This is a genomic window from Nocardia sp. NPDC088792, assembly GCF_044750615.1.
Taxonomy (GTDB): domain Bacteria; phylum Actinomycetota; class Actinomycetes; order Mycobacteriales; family Mycobacteriaceae; genus Nocardia.
Genome location: NZ_JBIVKC010000009.1, coordinates 411009 through 434902 on the forward strand (window position 1 = coordinate 411009; position 23894 = coordinate 434902).

The 23894-nt window shown below is 67.0% G+C and carries 23 protein-coding genes and 1 pseudogene; 11 read left to right on the forward strand and 13 right to left on the reverse strand.

The genetic code is table 11. From position 1 onward, the window contains the following. Window positions 1-37: 37 nt before the first annotated feature. Window positions 38-859: an alpha/beta fold hydrolase gene (locus ACIP5Y_RS46705; protein ID WP_400360254.1), complete on the reverse strand. Its 822-nt coding sequence runs from the start codon at window positions 857-859 to the stop codon at window positions 38-40. A 141-nt stretch (window positions 860-1000) separates the two neighbouring features. Here ACIP5Y_RS46705 and ACIP5Y_RS46710 point away from each other — a divergent pair, with 141 nt between their 5' ends. Further along, a complete protein-coding gene (locus tag ACIP5Y_RS46710) occupies window positions 1001-1990 on the forward strand; it encodes an oxidoreductase (RefSeq protein WP_400360255.1) in 990 nt (329 codons plus the stop codon). On the opposite strand, the gene ACIP5Y_RS46715 is transcribed toward ACIP5Y_RS46710, so the two are convergent. The 4 genes from ACIP5Y_RS46715 to lon form a co-directional block, all read right to left on the reverse strand. Further along, window positions 1987-2688, reverse strand: coding sequence for an endonuclease/exonuclease/phosphatase family protein (locus ACIP5Y_RS46715; protein WP_400360256.1), 702 nt, complete (start codon window positions 2686-2688; stop codon window positions 1987-1989). The two genes, ACIP5Y_RS46710 and ACIP5Y_RS46715, sit on opposite strands and share 4 nt — an antisense overlap. An 82-nt stretch (window positions 2689-2770) precedes the next feature. Next, entirely contained in the window at window positions 2771-3136 is a 366-nt protein-coding gene (locus tag ACIP5Y_RS46720) for a DUF5073 family protein (RefSeq protein ID WP_400360257.1), read from the reverse strand. Beyond that, complete coding sequence (locus ACIP5Y_RS46725; protein ID WP_400360258.1) at window positions 3133-3942, reverse strand: heavy metal-binding domain-containing protein; 810 nt, start codon at window positions 3940-3942, stop codon at window positions 3133-3135. Before ACIP5Y_RS46725 ends, ACIP5Y_RS46720 begins: the two co-directional genes overlap by 4 nt. Before the next feature lie 122 nt (window positions 3943-4064). After that, entirely contained in the window at window positions 4065-6518 is a 2454-nt protein-coding gene (gene lon, locus ACIP5Y_RS46730) for an endopeptidase La (RefSeq protein WP_400360259.1), read from the reverse strand. A 201-nt stretch (window positions 6519-6719) separates the two neighbouring features. Between lon and ACIP5Y_RS46735 the strand changes: the two genes are divergently transcribed. The 3 genes from ACIP5Y_RS46735 to ACIP5Y_RS46745 all read left to right on the forward strand — a co-directional run bounded on the left by ACIP5Y_RS46735 (window position 6720) and on the right by ACIP5Y_RS46745 (window position 9136). Then, window positions 6720-7568 carry an alpha/beta fold hydrolase gene (locus ACIP5Y_RS46735; RefSeq protein ID WP_400360260.1) on the forward strand — a complete coding sequence of 283 codons (849 nt, stop codon included), beginning with the start codon at window positions 6720-6722 and terminating at the stop codon, window positions 7566-7568. After that, a complete protein-coding gene (locus tag ACIP5Y_RS46740) occupies window positions 7561-8133 on the forward strand; it encodes a TetR/AcrR family transcriptional regulator (RefSeq protein ID WP_400360261.1) in 573 nt (190 codons plus the stop codon). Before ACIP5Y_RS46735 ends, ACIP5Y_RS46740 begins: the two co-directional genes overlap by 8 nt. A gap of 97 nt (window positions 8134-8230) precedes the next feature. Then, window positions 8231-9136, forward strand: coding sequence for an alpha/beta fold hydrolase (locus ACIP5Y_RS46745; RefSeq protein WP_400360262.1), 906 nt, complete (start codon window positions 8231-8233; stop codon window positions 9134-9136). Here ACIP5Y_RS46745 and ACIP5Y_RS46750 read toward each other — a convergent pair. Further along, window positions 9052-10239, reverse strand: coding sequence for an erythromycin esterase family protein (locus tag ACIP5Y_RS46750; protein ID WP_400360263.1), 1188 nt, complete (start codon window positions 10237-10239; stop codon window positions 9052-9054). The two genes, ACIP5Y_RS46745 and ACIP5Y_RS46750, sit on opposite strands and share 85 nt — an antisense overlap. A 144-nt stretch (window positions 10240-10383) precedes the next feature. On the opposite strand from ACIP5Y_RS46750, the gene ACIP5Y_RS46755 reads away from it, so the two are divergent. Next, complete coding sequence (locus tag ACIP5Y_RS46755; RefSeq protein ID WP_400360264.1) at window positions 10384-11385, forward strand: zinc-binding dehydrogenase; 1002 nt, start codon at window positions 10384-10386, stop codon at window positions 11383-11385. 3 nt (window positions 11386-11388) lie between these two features. Here ACIP5Y_RS46755 and ACIP5Y_RS46760 read toward each other — a convergent pair whose 3' ends face one another. Further along, window positions 11389-12465: a metallophosphoesterase gene (locus tag ACIP5Y_RS46760; protein WP_400360265.1), complete on the reverse strand. Its 1077-nt coding sequence runs from the start codon at window positions 12463-12465 to the stop codon at window positions 11389-11391. Between the two features lie 123 nt (window positions 12466-12588). Between ACIP5Y_RS46760 and ACIP5Y_RS46765 the strand changes: the two genes are divergently transcribed. The 6 genes from ACIP5Y_RS46765 (at window position 12589) to ACIP5Y_RS46790 (ending at window position 18238) form a co-directional block, all read left to right on the forward strand. Continuing rightward, on the forward strand, window positions 12589-13944 hold the full coding sequence (locus ACIP5Y_RS46765; protein ID WP_400360266.1) for a hypothetical protein: 1356 nt from the start codon (window positions 12589-12591) through the stop codon (window positions 13942-13944). 66 nt (window positions 13945-14010) lie between these two features. Then, a complete protein-coding gene (locus ACIP5Y_RS46770; RefSeq protein WP_400360267.1) occupies window positions 14011-14802 on the forward strand; it encodes a TIGR03084 family metal-binding protein in 792 nt (263 codons plus the stop codon). Between the two features lie 363 nt (window positions 14803-15165). After that, entirely contained in the window at window positions 15166-15804 is a 639-nt protein-coding gene (locus ACIP5Y_RS46775) for a hypothetical protein (RefSeq protein WP_400360268.1), read from the forward strand. A gap of 10 nt (window positions 15805-15814) precedes the next feature. Further along, entirely contained in the window at window positions 15815-17005 is a 1191-nt protein-coding gene (gene lhgO, locus ACIP5Y_RS46780; protein ID WP_400360269.1) for an L-2-hydroxyglutarate oxidase, read from the forward strand. Between the two features lie 72 nt (window positions 17006-17077). Then, a complete protein-coding gene (locus ACIP5Y_RS46785) occupies window positions 17078-17578 on the forward strand; it encodes an SRPBCC family protein (protein ID WP_400360270.1) in 501 nt (166 codons plus the stop codon). 9 nt (window positions 17579-17587) lie between these two features. Further along, window positions 17588-18238: a ribonuclease H gene (locus tag ACIP5Y_RS46790; protein ID WP_400360271.1), complete on the forward strand. Its 651-nt coding sequence runs from the start codon at window positions 17588-17590 to the stop codon at window positions 18236-18238. 90 nt (window positions 18239-18328) lie between these two features. On the opposite strand, the gene ACIP5Y_RS46795 is transcribed toward ACIP5Y_RS46790, so the two are convergent. The 6 genes and pseudogenes from ACIP5Y_RS46795 to ACIP5Y_RS46820 form a co-directional block, all read right to left on the reverse strand. Further along, a complete protein-coding gene (locus ACIP5Y_RS46795) occupies window positions 18329-19228 on the reverse strand; it encodes a hypothetical protein (RefSeq protein WP_400360272.1) in 900 nt (299 codons plus the stop codon). Window positions 19229-19311: 83 nt separating this feature from the next. Then, window positions 19312-20475 (reverse strand): MlaD family protein, encoded by a 1164-nt coding sequence (locus ACIP5Y_RS46800; protein WP_400360273.1) that lies wholly within the window; start codon window positions 20473-20475, stop codon window positions 19312-19314. Window positions 20476-20480: 5 nt separating this feature from the next. Then, complete coding sequence (locus ACIP5Y_RS46805; protein WP_400360274.1) at window positions 20481-21560, reverse strand: MCE family protein; 1080 nt, start codon at window positions 21558-21560, stop codon at window positions 20481-20483. A gap of 8 nt (window positions 21561-21568) precedes the next feature. Continuing rightward, window positions 21569-22690, reverse strand: a complete 1122-nt coding sequence (locus ACIP5Y_RS46810; RefSeq protein ID WP_400360275.1) for an MCE family protein — start codon at window positions 22688-22690, stop codon at window positions 21569-21571. Further along, a complete protein-coding gene (locus ACIP5Y_RS46815; RefSeq protein WP_400360276.1) occupies window positions 22687-23682 on the reverse strand; it encodes an MCE family protein in 996 nt (331 codons plus the stop codon). Before ACIP5Y_RS46815 ends, ACIP5Y_RS46810 begins: the two co-directional genes overlap by 4 nt. Next, window positions 23679-23894, reverse strand: a pseudogene (locus tag ACIP5Y_RS46820) (mammalian cell entry protein); the annotation flags it as partial. The pseudogene ACIP5Y_RS46820 and the gene ACIP5Y_RS46815, both read right to left, overlap by 4 nt.

Sequence of the window (23894 nt, forward strand, 5' to 3'; positions counted from 1 at the left end):
GGACCGGCCCCGTGCACGGTGTATCCCGCGATGAACATCAACCCTTGATGAACGTGTGGATCTCGCTGTTCACCTCGTCCTGATGGGTCAGGTAGAGGCCGTGCCCGGCGTCCCAGTACTCCTTCAGCACGGCGTGCGGCGCCAGCTTCACGGCTTGGTGGCTGCTGAGTTCGATCGGGATGGACTGATCGACCAGGCCGTGCAGGATCAGGGTCGGAATCGTCAGGGCGGCAACGTCGGCGCGGTAGTCGGTCATGAGGGCTTCGCGCTGGACGGTCAGCGCGACATACGGCGCGGTCGACAGGCAGCGCTTCATCTCCTCGTCGATCATGGCCTGCGAGGTGCCCGGCCGCAGATGCGTGGCGAAGTAACCCTGTGCGCGATCGGCGAACCACTTGGCCCGGTCGGTGCGCAGCTGGCGCAGCGACTCCTCGGCCAGGGCCGGCGGGACGCCGACCGGGTTGTCCTCGGTCTGCAACATGAACGGAATCGCGGGCGCCAGCAGCGCGGTGCGGGTGATCCGGTCGGAGCCGTGGCGGTTCAGGTAGCGGACCACCTCGCCGCCGCCGGTCGAATGCGCGACCAGCGTGACATCACGCAGATCCAGCAGTTCGATGAGAGCGGCCAGATCGTCGGCGCGGGTATCGATGTCGTAACCGCCGGACGGGATATCCGAGCGGCCGTGGCCGCGGCGATCCGGGAGGATGCAGCGGTAGCCCTGCTCCAGGAAGTAGTGCAGCTGGTATTCCCACATATCGCTGTAGAGGGACCAGCCCGCCACGAAGACGATCGGCGTACCGGTGCCGTAATCCTGGTAGGCGAGGGTGGTTCCGTCGGACGGGCTCTGGTAGGTCGGCATATCTGCTGCGCTCCTTCGATTCTCGCTTGCGAGAACAAGATTGCCGCGCCCGATGAACGAAAGCCATTACCCGAAAGGTAATGCCACCGATTCCAGCGGCAAGACCGCCCTGACCAGCATCGGGAGCCCTATGCTCGGTCCATGGAGTTCCAGGCGATGGTGGCACACGAAACCGATAGCGGTATCACACTCGTGCACGAGCGGATCACCGATGATTTCCTCGCTCCCGGCGAGGTGACGATCAAGGTGCACTACTCGAGCGCCAACTACAAGGACGGACTCGCCATCACACCCGGCGGCGGGGTGGTGCGCAACTACCCGATCATCCCCGGCATCGACCTCGCCGGTGAGGTGACCGCCTCCACCGATCCGGAATTCGCCCCCGGCGATCTGGTGGTCGCGCACGGCTACGACATCGGCGTGGCGCAGCACGGCGGCTACGCCGAATACGCGCGCGTCCCCGCGAAATGGGTGGTGCGGCTGGACGGGCTCACCCCGCGCGAGGCCGCGACGCTGGGCACCGCCGGATTCACCGCGGCCATGAGCGTGCAGGCGCTGCTGGACCACGGGCTCACGCCCGCGGACGGTCCGGTGCTGGTCACCGGCGCGACCGGCGGGGTGGGCAGTGTGGCGGTGGATATCCTGGCGGGCTTGGGATTCGAGGTCGTCGCCTCGACCGGCAAGCTGGGCGCCGGTGAACTGCTGTCGGCGCTGGGCGCGAACTCGGTCATCGGGCGGCTGCCCGGCGAGGAGAAGGTGCGGCCGCTCGGCAAGGCGCAGTGGGCGGGAGTGGTCGACAGCGTCGGCGGCAAATCCCTCGCGCACATCCTCAGCACCGTGAAATACGGTGGCGCGGTGGCGGTCAGCGGCCTCACCGGCGGGCCGGACCTGCCCACCACGGTGCTGCCCTTCATCCTGCGCGGGGTGTCGCTGCTCGGCGTGGACTCGGTGCAGTTCCCGATCGCGCCGCGGCGGGAACTGTGGGCGCGGCTCGCGAAAGACCTGAAGCCGCAGCATCTCTCGCTGCTGGAGAACTACGCGCCGATCACCGAGGCCGAGGCGGTGCTGCGTTCCATACTGGACGGAAACCATTCCGGGCGTACGGTGCTCGGCGTGGCGGGAGAGTTCTAGCCCACGAGTGCGGTCACGAGGTTGTGGTCGGATTCGCCGGCCACATCCTCGACCTGAAGGTCGCGCACGGGCACCCCGTGCGCGACAACATGATCGATGAACTGGGACTTGGCGCCCGCCGTCCGAGGGCGAGTCGGCACCGAACCGTACGGGTGGGCCGAGACGATGAATTCCGGGCCCAGCGCATCGGCGAGGACCGCCCGATCGACATTGAAGTCGCCGAGCAGAATCGACGGGCCCGCGGCGGCGACCTCGGCCAGCCGGGCCAGCTGCGGGCCCCGGCGCATATCGCCCGTCACGTGGGTGGCGATGACCGTGATGCCGTCCGCCTCCACCGCCAGTAGGCCCTTGCCGGGATCCGTGGCGAACGGCTCGGCGGTGAGCAGCCGGGCACCGGCGTCGGCGATCAGCACCAGGCTTTCGCTGCGATCCGCGAGCGGATCGGCGAGCCGGCGGGGACGCGGGATGCGCGGATAGTCGAGGACGTGGAAAACCCGGTCCGGCAGCGATTGCCGGAGGCTTGCCAGCTGGTCACCGCTCACCTCCTGCAGGGCGATTATCCGCTCCGGACGCTTCTTGACCCGGGCGGTGACCGCGGCGATCCGATCGGATTCGCCGGGCCAGCGGTCCGCTATCTCGCTCGCCCAATTGTCGGCATGGATGCGGTGCAGGACATTCCAGGTCACAACGGTGATCACGTAAGCAGACTACGAGATCGATTCGGTACCTGCAGGTTTCGTTTCATGTGAAACAACAACATTTGCTGCGAGTTGACGGAAATCAACCCGCGAGCACTTCCAGCGCGGCGGTCAGATGCGGCAGCGCTGCCGGACCGTAGGACGAAACGATCTCGGCCAGCGAGCGCGCGATATGCGGCGCGATACCGGCGGCCGGCAACAGCTCCTCGGCCAGCACGATGCCACCGACCACATGCCCCGCACGAATCCGATTCTCGCCGGTGACCTCGTAACGCCACGAACCGATCTGCACGCGCTCCGGCTCCGAACGGAACATGCCGCGGCGGGCCGGGGTTCGCGTCACACCCGGCACACCCGCGAACACCGTGAAGACCAGGCCGAGGCCGCCCGGACCCGAGAGCGCCGACGTGATGGCGCGCGTGGCGGCCTCGGTATCGAAATCGGTCACGAGTTCATTCCGAGAGTGAACTGCGGATGGATCGGGTCGCCCTCGCCGATACGGCGGATGGCGGTGCCGGAGGCATAGAACTCCACCGTGTGGAAACCCCAGGCGTAGTTGGCGATCTCGAAGTTCACGCCGGTAACGCCCTGGCCGCCATCGCGTTCCGCCTCCGCCTGCATGCGGGACATGGCCAGTTCCCGGGCCTGATAGTTGCCCTGGGTCCACTGCGGCATCTCCATATTGCGGCCCATCTGGCTGAGCATCTGCCGGAAGCCCTGCACCGCCACGTGGAAGACACAGTTGCCCATCACGAAGGCGATCGGGGCATAACCGGTGCGCAGCAGGGTCACCAGATCCTGGCCGGAGAGATGACTGGTGAACGCCTGGCCGGTCGGGCGGCGGTAACTGCCCGGGGACTTCTCGAAGCGGACCGCGGTGCCGACCGCGATGAACTCCAGATGCTCCGCCGAATCGCCGTGCTGCCGCCACTCCAGGCGGACGCCGACCACACCGTCCGCGTGCAGGGCATCGGCCTCGGCCTGCATGCGGGACATGGCATTCCAGCGGGCGCGGTAGGTGGCCTCGGTGAGGACCGGGAGTTCCTGCTGCTGGCGGATACCGGTGAACTGGAAACCGACGTGATAGACGGATACGCCCATCACCAGGTCGATCGGCTCGAAGCCCGCACCGTGCAGCAGCGCGAATTCGTTGACCGACAGATCGGACGTGAAGATCCGGTCCGCGTGCGAGAGTCGCTCGCCCGCGACCTGGTCGAGCTGCTGCGGCTGCGGACTCGGCTGGTTGGGTTGCATGATGTTCGCCCCTCCATGTGATCCCCGTTGGATCCCTACCGAGGGTAGTGCGCGAAATGCCGATTTACACGGCAAAAAGGGGTCCGGGGGCTAAGCCCCCGAACCCCCTTACCTCGCCCATCTCAAGCGGTGGCGCTCAGCGCCCGCCCGTCGTAGGCCGGTTCGGCGACCGGCTCGATGGCGTAGGCCAGGATCTCGGCCACGTCGGCGACGGGACGGACATCCAGGGCGGCCAGCACCTCGGCCGGGACCTCGTCCAGATCCGGCTCGTTGCGCGCCGGGATGAACACGGTCTTCAGGCCGGCCCGCTGGGCGGCGAGCAGCTTCTGCTTCACGCCGCCGATGGGCAGCACCCGGCCGTTCAGCGTGACCTCACCGGTCATGCCGACATCCGCGCGGACCTGCCGGCCCAGGGCCAGCGACACCAGGGCGGTGACCATGGTGACGCCCGCCGACGGACCGTCCTTCGGGACCGCGCCCGCCGGGAAGTGGATGTGGATATTGCGATCCAGCACCTTCGGCTCGATGCCGATCTCCTCGAGGTGGGAGCGGACGTAGGTCAGGGCGATCTGCGCCGATTCCTTCATGACGTCGCCCAGCTGACCGGTCAGGGTCAGTGAACGATCACCTTCGGCGCCGTTGGCCTCGATGTAGAGGACATCGCCGCCGGCGCCGGTCACTGCCAGACCCGTTGCCACGCCGGGCACCGCGGTCCGTTCCACCCCGTCCGGGGTGAAGCGCGGACGACCCAGGAATTCCTTCAGGTCACCCAGCCCGATCACCAGCTTGCCGGAACTCGCTGCGACGACACCGGATTCGGCCTCGTAGCCGAGTTCCTTGTCGTAACCCAGACTCTCCGGGACGAATTCACCCTTGGCGATCAAGGTTTCGGCCTCGGCCAGATCCGCCGTCTCCGACAGCTTGGTGGCCGCCTTGCGCAGCGCCTTGGCGATCAGCCGCTCCATCTGCCGCACACCGGCTTCCCGGGTGTAGTTCGCGGCGACCTCGCGCAGCGCCTCGTCCGTGATCGAGACCTCCTCGGCGGTCAGGGCATTGCGCTCCAACTGCCGCGGGATCAGGAAGTCGCGGGCGATGGCCACCTTGTCGGCCTCGGTGTAGCCGTCCACGGTGATCAGTTCCATGCGGTCCAGCAGCGGGCCCGGGATGGTGTCCATGACATTCGCGGTCGCGATGAACAGCACATCGGACAGGTCCAGATCCAGGTCCAGGTAGTGGTCGCGGAAGGTGTGGTTCTGCGCAGGGTCCAGGACCTCCAGCAACGCCGCCGCGGGATCACCGCGGAAGTCGGAGCCGACCTTGTCGATCTCGTCCAGCAGGACAACGGGATTCATCGAACCCGACTCCTTCATGGCGCGGACGATGCGGCCGGGCAGCGCGCCGACGTAGGTGCGCCGGTGACCGCGGATCTCCGCCTCGTCGCGCACGCCGCCCAGGGCGACGCGAACGAACTTGCGGCCCAGGGCCCGTGCCACCGACTCGCCCAGCGAGGTCTTACCCACACCGGGCGGTCCGACCAGCACCAGCACCGCGCCGGAGCCACGTCCGCCCACCACCTCCAGGCCGCGTGCGGCCCGGCGGGAACGGACAGCCAGGTACTCGACCATGCGGTCCTTGACCTCGTCCAGGCCGTGGTGATCGGCGTCCAGCACCGCACGCGCGGCCGAAACATCGGTGGAGTCCGTGGTTTTCACGCTCCACGGCAGTTCCAGCACGGTGTCCAGCCAGGTGCGGATCCAGCCCGATTCCGGGCTCTGATCGCTGGACCGCTCCAGCCGCCCGACCTCGCGCAGCGCGGCCTCGCGGATGTGGTCCGGCAGGTCGGCGGCCTCGACGCGGGCGCGGTAGTCGTCCGCACCGTCCGGCTCGTCCTCGCCCAGCTCCTTGCGGATCGCGTTGAGCTGCTGGCGCAGCAGGAATTCGCGCTGGGTCTTCTCGACGCCCTCGCGGACGTCCTCACTGATCTTCTCGCTGATCTCGGTCTCGGCGATGTGCTGGGTGGTCCACTCGATCAGCTTGCGCAGGCGGGCAACGGTATCCGGGTTGTCCAGGATCTCCCGCTTCTGTTCATTGCTCAGGTACGAGGCCCAGCCGGCCGCGTCCGCCAGCGCGGAGGGATCGGTCATCTGGTTGACCGCGTCGATCACCTGCCACGCCTCGCGGCGCTGCAGCACGGAGATGACGAGCTTCTTGTATTCGGCCGCAAGCTCTTTGGTGCGGCCGTCGGCGGCCGGAATCTCGACCGGTTCGGCCTCGACCCAGAGCGCCGCGCCCGGGCCGGTCACGCCGTGCCCGATCTTGGCACGTTCCTCGGCCTTCAGCACGGCGGCGGGGGCGCCGCCGCGCATGCGTCCGACCTGTTCGATGGTGGCCACCACGCCGTAGGTGGCGTAGCCCTCGTCCAGGCGCGGCGCGACCAGAACCTGGTTGACCTTGCCCGCACGTGCGGCATCGATGGCGGCCTGTGCGGACTCGTCCAGCTCGATCGGGACGACCATGCCCGGGAGCACGACCGGATCGGTCAGGAACAGGACCGGCAGGTTCTGAGGTGTAGTCACGTCTTCGACCCCTTCCAAGGTTGAGCGTTACCCAGTCAACCCCCGGGGTATACCGAATGTTCCACCATCGTGTTCGCCGGGGGCGAACATAGGCCGGCAGCGATCCGAACTGCGGAAACAGAAAGTTCTTGACTCACTTGGCTAAAGCGATTAGCTTTATAGCTATCGCAGTTAGCTTCTCCACTCAGGGAGTGAAAGACCATGACTCAGTTCATCGACATCGACGGTGGCCGGATCGCTTACGACGAGATCGGCGAGGGACCGCTGGTCGTACTGCAGCACGGAATGGGCATCACCCGGCAGGGCTACCGGCACCTGGCGCCGCTCATCGCCGCCGCCGGCTACCGCGTGGTGAGCGCCGATATGCGCGGACACGGTGAATCCAGCATGGGCTGGCCGTCGGTCATCGGTAAGGAAGCCATCACCCGCACCGACGTGGCCAACGACCTCGTCGCCCTGATCCGGCAGCTGGGCGGGCCCGCGGTCATCGTGGGCCACTCGCTGGCCGGCGGCTCGGCCACCATCGCGGCGGCACAGGCGCCCGAACTGGTGAGCGCGATCGTGGAGATCAACCCCTTCACCCTGACCCAGAAGACCGATATCGCGGCACTGTTCACCAACGCCCGCCACCGCCGCGGCATGATCCCGCTGATGGGCACCATGATCTTCAAGAGCCTCGGCCAGTGGCTGAAGTACCTGAACGTGGCCTACCCGATCAAGCCGGCCGACTACGACGAGTACATCGCCGAGGTGGCCGCCAAGCTGCGCGAGCCGGGCCGGTTCGCCGAGTTCATGAAGACCGGCAAGTCCACCCCCGCCGACGCGGAAGCCCAGCTGCCCAACGTGACTCGGCCCGCGCTGATCATCATGGGCACCGAGGACCCCGACTTCCCGAGCCCGCAGGCCGAGGGCGAGCGCATCGTCGCCGCCCTGCCCGCCGGACTGGGCAGCCTCGGCCTGGTCGAGGGTACCGGTCACTACTCCTTCGACGAGGCCGCCGACCGCACCGCCGCACTCATCCTCCCGTTCCTGAAGGAACACCATGCCTAGGGTCGGGCTCAGCAAGGCCGACGTCGTCGCGGCGGGCGCCCAGCTCGCCGACGACGTCGGCTACGCGAATCTGGCCCTCGGGCCGCTGGCCACCCGGCTCGGCGTACGCACCCCCTCGCTGTACAAGCACATCGAGAGCCTCGCCGACCTGCAGCACTGCATCGCCGCGCTGGCCATCACGGAACTCGACGCACAGACCCGCGACGCCATGCACGGCAAATCCGGTAGCGACGCGCTCGTCGCCTTCGCCCATGCCTGGCGGCACTACGTGGTCGAGCATCCCGGCCGGTACACGGCCACCATCGGGGCCACCTTCGGCGGGCCGGATGATCCACTGCTGCAAGTGAGCACGCGAATGATCGAGTCCGCGGAGGCGGTGCTGCGCGGCTACGGCATCGCCGAGGCCGATATGGTGCACGCGCTGCGGATGCTGCGCTGCACCTTCCACGGCTTCTCCACCTTGCAGGTGTCGGACGGCTTCCAGTGGAGCGGCGACGCCGAGGAGAGCTTCGACTGGATGGTCGGATTCCTGGACCGCGGGCTCACCGAAGCCGGGCGCCGCTGATCCCGGAAGCGGCGCCGTATTCCGAAAAGCGTTCCGGGACCGACGCTTCCGGCGGACCATGAGATGGTCACACTGGCCGCGTGGTCTCGGGAGAGTCATGGAAGACTTCGAGTACGACGGAATCCGGATCGCCTACGTTCGGCGGGGTGAGAGCGGCCCGCCCGTGGTCATGCTGCATCACGCAGGCGCCTCACATCTCGTGTGGATGCCCCAGATGCAGGCGCTGGCAGGTGAATATCGCGTCTTCGCACTCGATCTGCCCGGCTACGGCGTCTCGTCCAAACCCGCGGACGACTACACGCTCGAGCGCTACACCGAACTGATCCATCAGTTCCTGGTGCGGCACGAGCTCACCGGCGTCAGCCTGGTCGGGAATTGCCTGGGCAGTGCCATCACCCTGAACCTGACGCGGCGGTATCCGGAGCTGATCCGGGCGGCCGTCGTCATGAATCCACTCACCGAATCGACTGTGCTGCACGGCCGGCTCGGCCGGGCCGCCCGGCTGGACCTCGCCGTGCCCGAGGCCGTGGTGCGCGCCTTCGACCGGTGGCACACGCCGTACTGGCTGGCTCGCGGCACCGTCCGCTACTGGTTCACCAGCCGCCGGGCCTTCCGGGAATGCCCTTATACGACGGCACTGTCCGCGGGTTACCCGGCGCGGGCGCTGCTGCGGATGATTCGCGACCTGCCATCCTTTGCCGCGCTGGACGATTGGCCCGACCGCGCGCAGCTGCCGCCGATCTGCACCGTCTGGGGTAACGACAACCGGGTGCTCTCCGCACCGGCCGGCCGCACCCTCAATGCGCGGCTACGGCCCGATCGGGCGGAATTCCTCGACGGCTGCGGGCATGTGCCCATGCTCGAACAGTCCGCCCGGGTCACCGCGATACTCACCGAATTCCTCGGTGCGGCAGGTGATCAGGCCAGCCAAGTCACCGCCGAGGCGGAACGGACGTGGACCAGCACCCCGAAGGAATCCGACAGGGAATCGACCGTCATATAAGCGGACTCGTCCCGGGCCGGATCGTAGACACCCGCGATCACCCGCATCTTCGCGGGAACCCGCGTCACCGCACGCACCGGCTCGGGCCGCAGATCCACCCAGTGCACGGGCGCATCGGCCGTGCTCAGCTCGTGATCGAGGAAGTCGGGCGCCGCGGGCGGGACGACCACCACACCGAGATCGCCGTGATCGAAACCGATTGCCACCGCGGCGTATCCGTCACCGAACCGGGCATGGAGCACACTGCCGATCGTCGGCTGCGCGCCCTCGCCCGCGGCCATACCGAGCGTGAACGGAGCCGCCGACACGTGGGCGATGCCGTCCCAATACACGATGCGCTGCCCGTGCCGGGCATGGTCGTCGATGATCGACCCCGCCCAGATCTCGGCCTCACCGGCGAAGCTGCCCCGGCCCGCCACGGAGTTCTCGTGATATCCGACGATCAGCGCCATCCGCTCCCGGGCATCGGCGGGGACTGGCAAGGCGTTCACCACGTCGGCCGCCGCGCGCGCCTGCTCGGCGAACGGTGCGCCCGAATACATTCCGCGGGCGCGCTGCACATGCTCGTCGGTGGCATGCGCGGTGCGAATCACGTCGAAGATCGCCGCCACCTCGGCGATCCGATCCACCGAGACAGCACGCACCGCGTCCAGCACGGTGTCGTAGTCGGCGGTGGTGGCCTGGAACGGCTTGACCGCGATGACGCGGATCCGGTCGTTCTCGTTGCGGCGGTTGAAATCCCGGATCCACTCGAGTACCGCCGCGACCTGCGCGGTGCGGTTCGGCCGCCAGGCTGTGGCCAGCGCTTCCTCGGCGGTACCGGCGCCGGCGCGCACGTAGGCGTCGAGGCGGGCGGCGACGTCGGCGCTGTCCTGGAGCGCGAGGACGCGGAAGCCGTGCTCGGAGACCAATTCCCGGAACAGCTGCTCCTGGATCGCGGCGATCTCGCGGGAGAAGCGGGTGGATTCGCCGAGGCCGACCACGGTCGCGGTGGCGAGGGAAGCGGCCAGTTCGCGGCCGGCGGCGGCATCGAACGGGACCGGTCCCCGCTCGGCCAGTAGACGGGCGATCGGATGGGCTGCGGTGTCGGTCATTTCGCTCATGCACCCATCTTGGAACCTGAAGGAAGGTTCAGGTCAAGACCGCGGATTACCCGGCAGGCGGGCAAACCGGTCGGATCGCCGCCGCGGCCGCCTACCATGGCGCCGGGGAGGACCCGAACCACCGACCGCGAGGAGTCGAGAACGATGCTGGCCGCACGACTGCACCTGGGACCGGAACGCCGCCTGGAGCTGGACGACGTGCCGGTGCCCGAGCCCGGACCGGACCACGTCCTGGTGAAGGTCGAAGCGGCGGGCGTCTGCCTGTCCGATGTGCACCTCATCGACGGGACGCTGACCCCGCTGTTCCTGAAGGGCGATGTCGTCACCCTCGGGCACGAGGTGGCGGGCACCGTGCACGCCCTCGGGCCGGGCGTCACCAAGGCGAAGGTCGGCGACCGGGTGGTGCTGCAGGCGGGTGAACTCCGCGATGGCGCGACCTTCACCCGCGGCGTCGACTACGACGGCGGCTGGGCCGAATACACGCTCGCGCGCGTGGACACCCTGGTGCCGATCCCCGACGACCTGCCGTTCGAACAGGCCTGCTTCATCCCGGACGCGGTATCGACGCCGTGGGGCGCCATCACCGCCACGGGCGAGGTGAAAGCCGGTGAGCCGGTGGGCGTCTGGGGCGTCGGCGGACTCGGCGCACACGGGGTGCAGTTGCTGCGCCTGGTCGGGGCGGCGCCGATCATCGCCGTCGATCCACTGCCGGCCGCGCGGGAACGGGCCCTCGAATTCGGCGCGGACCTCGCGCTGGATCCGGCCGATCCGGATCTGCGGGCGAAGATCTTCGCCGCCACCGGAACCGGGCTCGCCGCGGCCTTCGACTTCGCCGGCGTGGCGGCGGTGCGTGAGCAGGCCGTCGTCTGCCTCGGCCCGCACGGGCGGCTGGTGCTGGTCGGGCTCACCGACAAGCCCATCACCATTACCGGTGGTACGGCGTTCAGCTTCTTCCAGCAGCAGGTGCGCGGCCACTATGGTTCGGCGCCCGAGGACGTCGCCAAGCTGGTGAAACTGCAAGGACTGCACCGGGTCGAGTTCTCCCGCTCCGTCAGCGCCGTCGTGCCGCTGGCCGACGCCGCCAAGGCCGTGCACGCCTTGGAAGCCAAGGAAGGCAACCCGATCCGGATCGTCCTGAAGCCCTAGGGTTTACGCCAGTCGGCGCTGGAAGACGTTGGTGGCGCCGCCGTTCGCGAGGTCGACGGTGTAGACGCCGAGGTCGGCCGTGGCCGGGGTCAGGTCCAGGATCATGAAGCCCAGGTCCGTGTAGTTCTGGTACAGCGCCGTATTCGGGGTGTGCCTGCCGGAGGCGGCCGGTTCGTCGTGCACGGACTTGGCCGCCGCGCCGGAGATGATCTGGCGGGTGCCCTTGCTCGGCGTGTCCGGCTCCAGCACCTGCAGCGAGTGATCGTGGCCGGAGAGCAGGAACTGGCAGCGGCCCAGCACATGCGCCTCGAAGAAGTCCTTCACATGGATGCCGTTGATGGGCGCGATGGACAGGCCCTCGTATTCACCGGCGTTCCCGTGCGGGCCGTTGTTCAGGTACGGGTGGTGGGTGCAGGCGATCTTCCAGGTCGCGGGGGAGTCGTCGATGGCCCCGTCCAGCCAGGTCGCCTGTTCGGTCATGAACTGGCCGTCGGGCGCCCAGTAGGGCTGGAACAGCGGCGGCAGGTAGGCGGCGATGGGATTCAGGTCCAGCACGAAGAATTCGACGACCGGCTGCTCCTGCGGAATCCGCACCGAGTAATAGCGGGACGGCATGAACCAACGGCGGGACCGCGCGTGATAGGCCACCTCGTGATCGCCGCGCAGCAGCCAGCCGCCGTCGCCGGGCAGCAGCGAGGAATTGTCGTGATTGCCCTGCACCATGAGCCACGGGAAGTCGAGGTCGTGGTTGGGCTCCTCGAACTTGGCGCTGAACTGGGCATCGTCATCGGCCCACGGGCCCTGCTCGTAGACATTGTCGCCGAGGCCGAGGGCGAAGGAGAACGGTTGGCGCGCATGCTGTTCCCGCATGGCGTCGGCGACCTGCCACTGCGGGCGGGCGCCGGTGCCGGCGTCGCCGGTGATGAGAATGCGCAGGTCGGTCGAGCCGGGGAAGGGGAACTTGCCGACCGCGGGCGCGGGATCGGCCCGGGCGGGAGCGGCGGTGGCGGCGGCCGCCAGGGCGGCGACGCCCGCGGCCGTTGCGGTCCCGGTGAGGAACCCGCGGCGGTCGACTGTCATGCTTGAACTCCTACCTGACTCCGGTCGATTGACCAGTATTCTTGCCGGTGCGGTACGCCACCTGAACTGTAGGGTTGGGTGTCCGATTTCTCATTACACGCTCGGCCGTAGGGGGACACAGCCATGACGACGCTGGCATCGGGTCTGTTCCTCGACTGGGAGCAGTTGACCGGCCAGACGAAACTCGTCATGGATCTGATCAGCTTCCCGATCTTCAGCGCCATCGCGGGCTGGCTCACCAACTGGACCGGCGTACTGATGTTGTTCTGGCCGGTGCGTTTTCGCGGTTTCCGCATCCCCGGCCTCGATATTCTCTATCCGTATTTCCCGCGCCGCGTCCAAGTGCTGCCCACCTTCTCCGGCGACGGCAGACAGCTCGGCTTCCAGGGCTTCATTCCCGCGCGCGCCGAGAAGATGGCCAGCATCTGTGTGGACAAGGCGCTCATGCGCATCGGCAGTCCCCGGGACTTCATCCACGAACTGGATCTGGAAGGCATCGCCGACTACATCGCGGAGGTCGGGCGCAAGCAGGTGCCGTCCATGGTCAACGAGATCATGTACCGCGAGAACCCGGATATCTGGCGCGCGGTGCCCAATGCCGCGCGGAATGTGCTCTACCAGCGCGTGGAACGGGAACTGCCGACGCTGGCCCGGCGCGCGTTCGAGCAGCTCGGCGACAATGTCGACCAGCTCATCGACATCAAGGACTTCGTCATCCGCTATCTGCGGGAGCATCCGGAGATCCTGAAGGACCTGACCACCACCATCGCGGCGCCCGAGCTGAAATTCATGGTCAAGATCGGGCTGCTGGGCGCGCCGTTCGGTGTGCTGCTGGCGCTGTATATGAACGTGCACAAGGACATTCCGGTGGTCGGCTGGCTGCCGGGCTGGCTGATGATCCTCAGTGCGACCGCGGCCATCGGCGTGATCGTGAACGTCATCGCGGTGAAGGTGGTGTTCGAGCCCGGCGATCCGCAGCCGCGCTACAAGTACCTGTGGAAACAGGCGCTGCTGGCCAAGCGGCAGCCCGAGGCCGCGGCCGATCTCGCCACCATCCTCGCCTACCAGGTGCTGACGCTGCCCAACCTGTCCAGGGAACTGCTCGAGGGCCCGAACGGGGACAAGACCCGGCAGCTGCTGGAACGGCTCATCGCGCAGGAGATCCATCGGCAGCTCGGCGTCACCCACACGGTCATCCGGGCGGCCTTCGGCAGGCGGCAGTTCGACAATCTGACCATCGGGGCGGCGGACGCGGCGGCCGGGCTCGCGCCGACGCTGGTCGCGGACGAGGAATTCGCCGCGACACAGGCGAAGAAGATCGAGGAGTTCGCCGCGCGGAAGCTCAAGCAGCTGACGCCGGGCGAGTTCATGGAGATGTTCTATGCGTCCGTGGAGCAGGATGCATGGCTGCTGTATCTGCACGGCGCCGCGCTCGGTCTGGGTGTGGGGATCGTGCACCTGATCCTTTTCGGCTGGTAGGCCGAGCCTTTCGAAATACAAGCACGCGTGCTTGCATTTCTCCGGGGCGACTGCGATGCTGGCCGGGTGGCCGATCTCGAGGCGCTGCTCGCCGATTTCACTGCCGAATGCGATGACCTGGACCGCCTGATCGCGGATCTGGAACCGGCCGACTGGCAACGCGGCACGCCCGCCGCGGGATGGACCATCGCCCATCAGATCGGGCATCTCACCTGGACCGATCGGGTTGCGGCAGTGGCGGCGACGGATGCCGACGCCTTCGATGCGCTGGTGCAGGCCGCACTACCGCGGGCCCTGACCTTCGTCGACGAAGCCGCCGAGGAAGAGTCGAAGACGCCGGCCGATCAGCTGCTCGCCGATTGGCGGCGCGACCGCGTGGAACTCGTCGAAGCATTGCGCGGCGTGCCGGCCGGGACCAAACTGCCGTGGTTCGGCCCGCCGATGAGCACGGCTTCGATGGCGACCGCGCGGCTCATGGAGACCTGGGCGCACGGACAGGATGTGGCCGATGCGCTGGGTGTCACGCGCACCCCGACCGCGCGGCTGCGGCATATCGCGCACATCGGGGTACGGACCCGCAACTTCGCGTACCTGACCCACGGCCTGACACCGCCGGCCGAGGAATTCCGCGTCGAACTGACCGCGCCCGATGGCAGCGGGTGGGGCTGGGGGCCCGAGGACGCGGCGCAGCGAATTTCCGGCCCCGCCTTGGATTTCTGCCTGCTGGTCACGCAGCGGCGGCATCTCGATGATCTCGCACTGCGGGTACAGGGCGCGGCGGCGCTCGAATGGCTCGGCATCGCACAGGCTTTCGCCGGTCCGCCCGGAGGCGGCCGAACGGCGGGCCAGTTCGCCTGACCCGCCGTCGATCCCGGCCTCCGGCCAAGAATCCCAATTCCCACCGCAAGAATCCCAATTCCCACTGAGGGCGCGACGAGCGCCAGCGTGGGTGCGCCGTGCCTGGTGCCGACCGGACGCCGTTGGCCGGAGGTTTTCGATGGCAGTCGAGATGACGCTCGTCGCTACTCGGGTATTTACCCACCCTTTCGACAGGGGAAACCTCGTCGTGTAGGGTCTCCCGGAACCGTGATCCTGGTCACAGGGGCGTCGGGTGTTACCGCGCGCCACCGTAACCTGGACGGGCGTACGACTTTCAATGGTGCGGGTCGATGCGCCGAAAGGCGCAGGGGGACCAGGGGAGAGGGAAAGGAACGCACCATCATGTCGCAGATTTCGGCGACACAGGCCGACGGCTCGACCCGCCGCACGGCCCAGGTGTTCCGCTACGGCGCAATCGTCACCGCCGGGATGGCCAGCATCGGCCTCACCGTCGCCGCCGGATCGTATATCGCCAATGAAATGGCGCTGCGGCCCGGCAAACTCATCGCGGAGCCCGCCGCCAACCAGCCGCCGATCGACCTCGGCACGGACGGTGCCGCACCGCGGCCGGTGCAGGCCGGGCCCATTGCCGAAAGTTTCATCCAGAACGCCGTTTTCCCGGCCCGCATCGCCGAAACCGCTACCCCGCAGCTCATTACGGAGCACGGCGTCGCGGGCACGGCGTACTCGGCGACCGGCACCCAACCGCGGGTGGGCGCGCAAGTACATCTCGGCAATACCTTCGTCGGCGCACAAGTCGTTCCGGTGCAGCACGACTCGGTCAGCGTCACCGTCGATACCAATGTCTTCGCCACGCTCACCGACCTGCTGCTGCACACACCGCTGGGCGAGCAACTCGGCATCACCGGCGACCCGGCCGCGGTCACCCGATTCCAGACCGATGTGAACACCCGCGGCGTGGTCACGGTGACCCTGACCGATCCGGGACTGGGCCACTACGTCGCCACCACCACTGTGTGAGACTTCCGGTGTGTACGACTACTGCGTGATCGGCGGCGGCATCGTCGGGGTGGCGACCGCGCACCGAATTCTGCGACGGCATCCGGGTGCGCGACTGGTGCTGGTGGAGAAGGCGAGCACGCTGGGCGTGCACCAGACCGGGCACAACAGCGGGGTCATCCATTCGGGCATCTATTACGCGCCCGGCAGCCTGAAGGCGCGGTTGTGCGTGCGCGGCGCGGCGCTGACCAAGGAATTCGCTGCCGCACACGACATTCCGTTCCGGGTGTGCGGAAAACTGCTGGTGGCCACCGATGCCGCGGAGCACGCGCGCATGCTGGCGCTCCACGAGCGGTCGGTCGCCAATGGGGTCGAGGTGGAACTGCTCGACGCGGCGGAACTGCGGCGGCGCGAGCCGCGGGTCACCGGGACCGGGGCGCTGTTCGTGCCGGGTACCGGAATCATCGACTACCTGCGGGTGACCGCCGCGCTGGCGCAGGAGGTACGGGACGCCGGGGGCGAGATCGTGCTCGGCGCGGAGATCACCGCCATCGGCGAAACCGATGCCGCGGTCACGGTTTCCGGGCCGGCCGGTCGCTGGGAGGCGGCGCGGCTGGTGGTGTGCGCGGGGCTGCAGGCCGATCGGCTGGCCCGGCTGGCCGGGCTGGACATCGGATTGCGCATCGTGCCGTTCCGGGGCGAGTACTACCGCTTGCCGGCGCACCGCAGCGAACTGGTGAAAACACTCATCTATCCCATTCCGGATCCCGAATTGCCGTTCCTGGGCGTGCATCTGAGCCCGACCATCGACGGGGAGCTGACGGTGGGACCGAACGCCGTGCTCGGGCTGGCCCGGGAGGGGTACCGCAAGGGCAGCGTGAACCTGCGGGACGCACGGGAGATCCTGGGCTATCCGGGTTTTCACCGGGTGGCGCTGGCGAATGTCCGGACGGGCCTGCGGGAGATGCGCAATTCGATGTTCAAGCGCGGTTATCTCGCGGAGTGCCGGCGCTACTGCCCGGAGCTCACGGCTGCCGATCTGTTGCCACGGGAGGCCGGCATCCGCGCGCAAGCCGTGCTGCCGGACGGGACGCTGGTTCATGATTTTCTGATCGAGCGGACGGCGCGTTCGGTTCACCTTCTGAATGCGCCGTCACCTGCGGCGACCTCCGCATTGCCCATTGCCGAGTACATCGCCGACCAAATTGGACCAATGACCTAATTCTCGTATAGGCAATAATAAATAGGATTGCTGTAGTACTTTTATGGGCAGCCGTGGGACAGGGAGCAGCCTATGGGCCATTTCAAGTACGCGAGTGACGTCGGAGCACCGGTCGAAGTCGCGTTCACCTACACGGACAACCATCAGTTCGTGCCGGACTGGGCCTTCGGGGTTGCCGACTTCGAACCGGTCGGGGACCTCGATCACGGATCCGGGGCGGTCTTCGCGACCACCCTCCGGGTCGGGCTCTGGCATCCCACGGTCGAGTGTGAGATCACCGAATACCGTCGCAACGCGGTCATCGAGTACACACTCCGCAGGCGCCGGACGGGGAAGCCGGCGCCTGCCGGCTCCCCGCTTGCTGTGCTGAACCTGCGGTTCGATCCGCTCGGGTATGGTCGAGCCGTTCTCACCTCGGAAACCGAGTACTGGGCTCCGCAGGGGCTCACGGGCCGCTTGCTCTCCCGAATGCTCGCTGCCGCCGTACAATCCATGGTGCGACGGACGGAATCTCAATTACGCAGGGAGATAGAGGAATTCCACGGAACGGATCTTGTCGGCCGGATTGCGTAGGGTAGTCCCATGATCATCGTGAGCACCGACGGATCGTGCCTGCGTAACCCGGGTGGCGCCATCGGCTGGGCGTGGGTCAATCATGGCGGCGGGTCCGCCAGCGGTGGCGCGCCGTCGGGCACCAATCAGATCGCCGAGCTACGCGCGCTATTGGAGGCCGTCCGGGCTCATCCCGGGGCCGAACCGATGCTCATCGAGAGCGACTCCCTCTACGCGATCAAATGCGCCTCCGAGTGGATCAACGGCTGGCGCACCAATGGCTGGAAGACCTCCTCGGGCGGCGCGGTGAAGAATGTCGAGCTGATCCAGCAGATCGACCGCGCCATCGCCGGCCGGCCCGGGCCGGTGCGCTTCCGCTGGGTGCGGGGGCACGTCGGCAACTACTTCAACGAACAGGCCGACACGCTGGCCGGGCAGGCCGCCCGGCAGGTCGCCGCCACCGGGGTCGCGACCGACTCCGGCGCCGAGGAACCCGAGCCGTTCGATCCCATTACCGAGCCGATCCCGGTGGAGCCGAGCACCGAACCGATCCCGATGGTCCCGCCCGCCGAGCACGCCGGCGACAAGGTTCCGGCCACGACACATTCCGCACCCCAGACGCCGCGCCGCAAGGCCGTGGCCGCGAAAGCGGCTGTGTCGGACACGCTGACGCTCTTCTAGGGCCCGACGCCCTCACGATGCAACGCCGCCGCCGGTGTATTCACCGGCGGCGGCATTCGTTTCGCGGTAGCTGGTTGCGTATCGCGGTGGCTAGTTACCCGGCTTCGGAGCCTGGCCGGGAGCCGGGGCGCCCGAGGGGGCGGGAGCGCCGGACGGCGCCGGCTGGTCGCTCGGCGCCGCGGCGCCGGGATCGTTGCCGGGGACCACGGAGTTCTTGAGACCCTTCATGGCCGGCGAATCGAAGCTGGACACCTTCCACTTGCCATCGATCTTCTGGATATCGACGACACCGGGGATGGTGATGGAATCGGGGGTCGGCGCCAGGGCGCTGGTGCGCGACTGCGTGAGCATCATCAGCACCTTGGCCTTGCTGTCATCGCCGGACTCCCAGGCACAGTGGATCTCGTCCACGCGGGCCTGCACCTTGGTGTCCTTCATGTTGTCCTTGACGATGCCGCCCATGACGGACCAGGTCTGCGCCCAGTCGCCGGTGGACAGATCGTTCACGTTCTTCACGTAGGTGTCCAGGCTGTTGGCGTCGTACGTGCCGAGGGCCTTGCCGAAGTTGCAGGTCGCGGCGGTGGCCGCATCGCGGTAATCGAGCTGCTTCTGCAAGTTGCTGCTGTGCATCCATAAACCCACGCCCCCGGCCGCCACGGCGACCACGACCACGCCGGCCGCGAAGGCGGCGATGACGGGCGTCGTGAAGAAACTGCCGACGGACTTGGCTTCCGGAGTGGGTTTCGGTTCCTTTGGCGGCTTGGGCTCTTTCACCGGCTTGTCCAGCTTCGGAGTTTCCGCAGCGGCAGCGACGGGCGCGGTGCTCAGCTCCTCGGTCGGCTTCTCGTCGGTGGTTTCCGGCTCGGAAACGGTTGCCTCTGCGCCCGTTTCCTCTGAGCCCTTTTCCTCCGGCTGCTCAGCGTCGGTGGTGCCCCCCGCTACGACGGCTTCGTCTTCAATTTTCTTTTCCTGGGCGGCATCGTCCGACATCGGCTCAATCCCCACACTTTCCCGGCGCGCTGCGGACGCGCCGATTCGGTTTCAGTCAGAAGTCCGTATTCAGTTGGCGGGATTCACTTGATCGGCGGAAGGGTCCGCGCGTTCGGGTCCGCTCCCGCGGGAGCGTTCGCGCCATTATTGGGCACGTCCGGGCGAGGCGCGTTGGCGGAGCCCCGGATCTGTTGATCCGCCGGGGGATTGACGCAGTTGCCGGCCCACCGCGGGAAGGTGGCATCGGTGGCCACGTCGGGCCGCACCATCTTGGTGTCGTAGTCGCAGAACGGCCGCGGCCAGATGTCGACAATGGTGTAGAACTCGTTGTCGTGGGCGGGGACGCCCATGGCCGAGGTGCCCACCACCAGTGCGGGGAACAGCGCTTGCAGCGCCGGAACTCGCAGCTGGGCGGCCTTGGTGATGGCCGCGAAGTTGGTGGCGAGGCTGGTGATCGGGTCGGCGTTCTTGTCGAGCACCGCTCCGAGGGTCTGCAACTGCCCCGGTGCCTGCTCCAGGATCTTCTGCAGCTCGGCATTCGCATCGTTGAACTGTTTGAACAGCACACCCGAATTACGAGTCAGCGTACCCAGATCCGGCTGGGCCATCGAGGTGGTACCCGCGATGGTCTGCAGATTGCGGATCAGGTTGGTGGTCTGGGGGAGCAGATTGTCCAGGCCGTTGGTCGCGATGCTGATCGCGTCGATGAGGGAACGCAGCTGGTCCGGGCCACCGGAGAGGGCGGTGTCCAGTTCGGTCAGGATGGTGCTGAACTTGTTCGGATCGATCTGCGCGATGAGCGCGGAGGAATTGTCCAGCACCGACCACACCGGGGTCGGCGTCTTCACCTTGGCCGGATCGAATTGCACGACCGCGCCGTTGCCGAGGTACGGGCCCTGGTCGGTATTGGGCCGGAAGTCCAGGTACTGCTCGCCCGCGCCGGACAGGGCGCCCACCGACACGATGGTGTCCTGCGGGATCTTGTATTTGGTGTCGATGTCGACGGCGGCCGCGATGGCGCCACCGTCGTTGACGATCTTGATGGACTGCACTTCGCCGACGCGGTAGCCGCGCAGCGTCACGTCGTTGCCGGCCTGCAGGCCGCCGGAGACATCCAGATCGACTGTGACCCGGTAGGTTTGGCGCAGCGGATTCACCCGCATGACGCTCACCGCCAGGTAGGTCGCGCCGATCAGCAGAACCAGCACCAGTGCGGAGTTCGAGACCAGGGTTTTGTGCCGTTTCACCCAGTTCACTTCTGGCCCCCGTTGACGCGGCTGTAAATGATCTGCAGCACCTGAATGAGGCTGCCCCCGAAGTCGTTGAGGTCACGCAGATCCGGGAACTTGCTGTTGGCCGGGTCGGTGAGCAGACCGATGTCGAGCATGGTGGCGGTGGCGGAGACCGCGAGCGCATTGCCCTTGAAGGAGGCGTCCGCGGCGGGCCGGATGTCGTGCAAGGCGTCCAGCGCCGGGCCCAGGGTGTTGTTGGTGCGCGCCAGCGCGGTCATCAACTGGTTCGCATTGTCGAGCAGGCCGGCCAGCTGGTCGGAGGTGGTGTTGGCGTAATCGCCCAGTGCCGCACTGGTGGTGGAGATCTTGGTGAGCAGCGTGCCGATGGCCTGGTTGTTCTCGGCGATGGCGCCGATCATGCCGGGCAGGCTGTTGGCGACCTCGCCCAGATCCTTGTGATGCGCCTCGAGGGTGTCGGCCAGGGCGTCGAAGCCGGCCAGCACATTGTCGACACGCTTGCTGTTGTTGTTGAGCGACGTTGTCACGCTGGTCATCTGGGTGATGACATCGGCCAGCTGCCCGCCGCGCCCGCCCACTATGGAATCGAGTTCCGAGGTGAGCTTGGACAGGCTGGCGATGCCACCGCCGTTGAACAGCATGGAGATGGACAGCAGCAGCTCTTCGACGGTGGCGCCGGCCGACGTATTGGTCAGCGTGTCACCGTTTTTCAGCATCGTGGTACTGGCGTCGGACGCGGGCTTGGACACCGCTACGAAGACGTCGCCGAGCGGAGTGGCCTGGCGCAGTTCGGCGGTGCTGTTGGCGGGCAGCGTGATGTCCTTGCGGATCTGCAGATCCACATCGGCCTTGAAGTCCTTGGTCGTGATCTTGGTGACCACGCCGACATCCGAGCCGCCGATCTTGACCTTCGCCTGATCGGGCAGGTTCAGCGCATTGTCGAAGACCGCGTGCACGGTGTAGGTGTCACCGCCCACGCCGGGCTTGGGCAGCGGCAGGTTCTCCACGGTGATACCGCAACCCGACGCGGTCACGGTGACGGCGCTCGCCAGCACCGCGGCCGCGAGAGTACGAGTGCGCATGCGGTTGATCATTTCGTCAGTCCCAACATGGCTGCGGTCAGACCGAAATCGGGGCCGAAGTCCTCGATCTTGCCGGTGCGGCAGCCGTCCGACTTCATCTGGATCTTCTCGCAGAACTGGCTGATGATCTCGCCGGAGAGCGCGGTGCCGAGGACGGCGTGCAGGCGGATGAAGTTGCCGTTGCGGTTCACCGACTTGTCGAGGTTCTGCATGAGCAGCGGCGCCACGTCGACGATCTCGGTCACGCCGGCCGCGTTCTGGCGCAGCTGGGTGGTGACGTTGGTGAGACCGGTGAGGGTGCCGTTGAGCTGGTCCTGGTACTTCGCGAAGGCCCCGGAGGTGTTGGACAGGAAGGCATTCAGCTGATCCAGGGTGGCCTGCAGGCCGGGGGCCTGGTCGGCGAGCAGCCCCATCATCTGGGTGATCTTATTGCTGAAGTCGCGGACCGACTGGTCGTTGTCGGACAGCATGGAGGTCAGCTCGTTCAGCTTGATGATGATGCTGGCGACGGCGTCCTTGTTGTCGACGCCCGTCTTCAGAGCACCCGACAGGGAGGTCAGCACATCGTGCATCTTCTCGCCGTTGCCGTTCATCATCGGATACAGCACCCGGCCCGCCAGCGGACCCACCCCGTCCTGTCCCGGTTGCGGTTTCAGCGCGGCCGCGAAGGTGTCGATGGTCTTGATCATCGTGTCCAGCTCGACCGGGGTCTTGGTCTGCTGCAGGGTCAGGTGCGCATTGTTCGGCAGTGTGTCACCGCCGGTGTAGCGCGGCGTGAGTTCGATGTGGCGGTCGGTCACGATGGACGGCGAAATCAGCGCCGCCATCGCGTTCTTCGGGATCTTGACGCTCTTGTCCACGGTCATGTGGACCTCGATGTACTCACCGTGCGGCACGATCTTGTCGACCTTGCCGACCTCCAGGCCGAGCACCGTGATCGGGTTGCCCACGTACATACCGGCGATGTTCTGGAAGTCGGCGGTGAAGTGCTGGGTCTGTCCCGCGGCGTCCTTCACGTCCAGCGGCACCAGCGAGCAACTGCCCACGGTCGCCGCCGCGACGCCGATCAGGGCGGCCTGTGCGATGCGACGGATCATGGCGCGCTTCGTGATTCGTTCGATCGCTTTCACTGATGGCACCCCTCGTTCACCTGCGCGAAGCACAGCCAGTTGTCCGGGAACAGCCACGGCAGGCCCACCTCGCCGTAGTTGCCGTTGCCGAAGACATTGTTGAACTGCCGCACCGACGGCGGCAGGATCGACAGGAATCGGTCCAGGTTGTCCTTGTTCTTCTGCAGGCCGGCGGCCATGGTGTTGAGCTGATCCAGGGTCGGGCCGAACTGGTCGTTGTTCTCCTGACCGATCTGCTGCAACTGACGACTCAGCGTGGAGATGTTGTCCAGCAGGCTCTTCAGCAGGTTCTGGCGTTCCATCACCCGATTCGCGATGGCCTCGCCCTGGGTGATCACCAGCAGCACGCTGTTGCGGTTGTCGCCCAGGATCTTGGTGACCCGGTCGAGATCCTTGAGCAGCTGGTCCACCGAATCCTTGCGATCGTTGATGGTCTTGGCGAGCGCACCCACCGAGTTCAACGCCTGCACGGTCAGATCGGCATTGCCGCCCATCTGCTGGTTGATCAGGTTCAGCGAATCCGCGAGCTTCTTGGTGTCGAGCTCCTCGAACTTCGGCGTGCCCTCCTGCACCACATCGGCCAGGTTGTAGGGAACGACGGTGTTGGACTTGGGGATCCGATCGCCCTTCAGGCCGGAACCGTCACCCGGGTCCAGGTCGATGTAGCGCGCGCCCAGCAGCGTGGCCATCTTGATGGACGCCTTGGCATCCGGGCCGAGCTTCACATCGCCGTCGACGTTCATGCTGATCAGCACGTGGTCGCCCTCGAGCTCCGCGCCCGAGACGGTGCCCACCGGCACCCCGGAGACACTCACCTTGTCACCGGTCTTGATACCGGCGGTCTGTACGAACTCGGCCTTCACGGTCTGCTTGCCGATGCCGATCGAGTTGTAGGCGGTGGCGCCCAGCAGCAGGACCACGATCACCGCGACGCCGACCACGCCGAGCCACAGATTGCGGTTCTTGTTGAAGAGAGACTTGATTTTCGTCATGGCCGGCACACCGCCGAGTGGGAATTGCCGCCGATCTGATTGAACAGACCGCGCGGGAAGAGGACACCGTACAGGGAGACGTCGAGGCTGCAGATGTACGCGTTGGCGTACGCGCCGTTCTGGGTGAACTTACCCACGTCGGCGAGGATGCCGGGCAGGTCGACGGCGGCCTGGTCCAGCTTGGAACCGTTCGCGATCAGCAGGGTCAACGC

What these genes read in the sequence shown, in the direction of transcription:
- ACIP5Y_RS46705 (WP_400360254.1), bottom strand. Translation starts at nt 859, where the DNA reads ATGCCGACCTACCAGAGCCCGTCCGACGGAACCACCCTCGCCTACCAG.
- ACIP5Y_RS46710 (WP_400360255.1), top strand. Translation starts at nt 1,001, where the DNA reads ATGGAGTTCCAGGCGATGGTGGCACACGAAACCGATAGCGGTATCACA.
- ACIP5Y_RS46725 (WP_400360258.1), bottom strand. Translation starts at nt 3,942, where the DNA reads ATGCAACCCAACCAGCCGAGTCCGCAGCCGCAGCAGCTCGACCAGGTC.
- ACIP5Y_RS46735 (WP_400360260.1), top strand. Translation starts at nt 6,720, where the DNA reads ATGACTCAGTTCATCGACATCGACGGTGGCCGGATCGCTTACGACGAG.
- ACIP5Y_RS46740 (WP_400360261.1), top strand. Translation starts at nt 7,561, where the DNA reads ATGCCTAGGGTCGGGCTCAGCAAGGCCGACGTCGTCGCGGCGGGCGCC.
- ACIP5Y_RS46745 (WP_400360262.1), top strand. Translation starts at nt 8,231, where the DNA reads ATGGAAGACTTCGAGTACGACGGAATCCGGATCGCCTACGTTCGGCGG.
- ACIP5Y_RS46750 (WP_400360263.1), bottom strand. Translation starts at nt 10,239, where the DNA reads ATGAGCGAAATGACCGACACCGCAGCCCATCCGATCGCCCGTCTACTG.
- ACIP5Y_RS46755 (WP_400360264.1), top strand. Translation starts at nt 10,384, where the DNA reads ATGCTGGCCGCACGACTGCACCTGGGACCGGAACGCCGCCTGGAGCTG.
- ACIP5Y_RS46760 (WP_400360265.1), bottom strand. Translation starts at nt 12,465, where the DNA reads ATGACAGTCGACCGCCGCGGGTTCCTCACCGGGACCGCAACGGCCGCG.
- ACIP5Y_RS46765 (WP_400360266.1), top strand. Translation starts at nt 12,589, where the DNA reads ATGACGACGCTGGCATCGGGTCTGTTCCTCGACTGGGAGCAGTTGACC.
- ACIP5Y_RS46775 (WP_400360268.1), top strand. Translation starts at nt 15,166, where the DNA reads ATGTCGCAGATTTCGGCGACACAGGCCGACGGCTCGACCCGCCGCACG.
- ACIP5Y_RS46785 (WP_400360270.1), top strand. Translation starts at nt 17,078, where the DNA reads ATGGGCCATTTCAAGTACGCGAGTGACGTCGGAGCACCGGTCGAAGTC.
- ACIP5Y_RS46790 (WP_400360271.1), top strand. Translation starts at nt 17,588, where the DNA reads ATGATCATCGTGAGCACCGACGGATCGTGCCTGCGTAACCCGGGTGGC.
- ACIP5Y_RS46795 (WP_400360272.1), bottom strand. Translation starts at nt 19,228, where the DNA reads ATGTCGGACGATGCCGCCCAGGAAAAGAAAATTGAAGACGAAGCCGTC.
- ACIP5Y_RS46805 (WP_400360274.1), bottom strand. Translation starts at nt 21,560, where the DNA reads ATGCGCACTCGTACTCTCGCGGCCGCGGTGCTGGCGAGCGCCGTCACC.
- ACIP5Y_RS46815 (WP_400360276.1), bottom strand. Translation starts at nt 23,682, where the DNA reads ATGACGAAAATCAAGTCTCTCTTCAACAAGAACCGCAATCTGTGGCTC.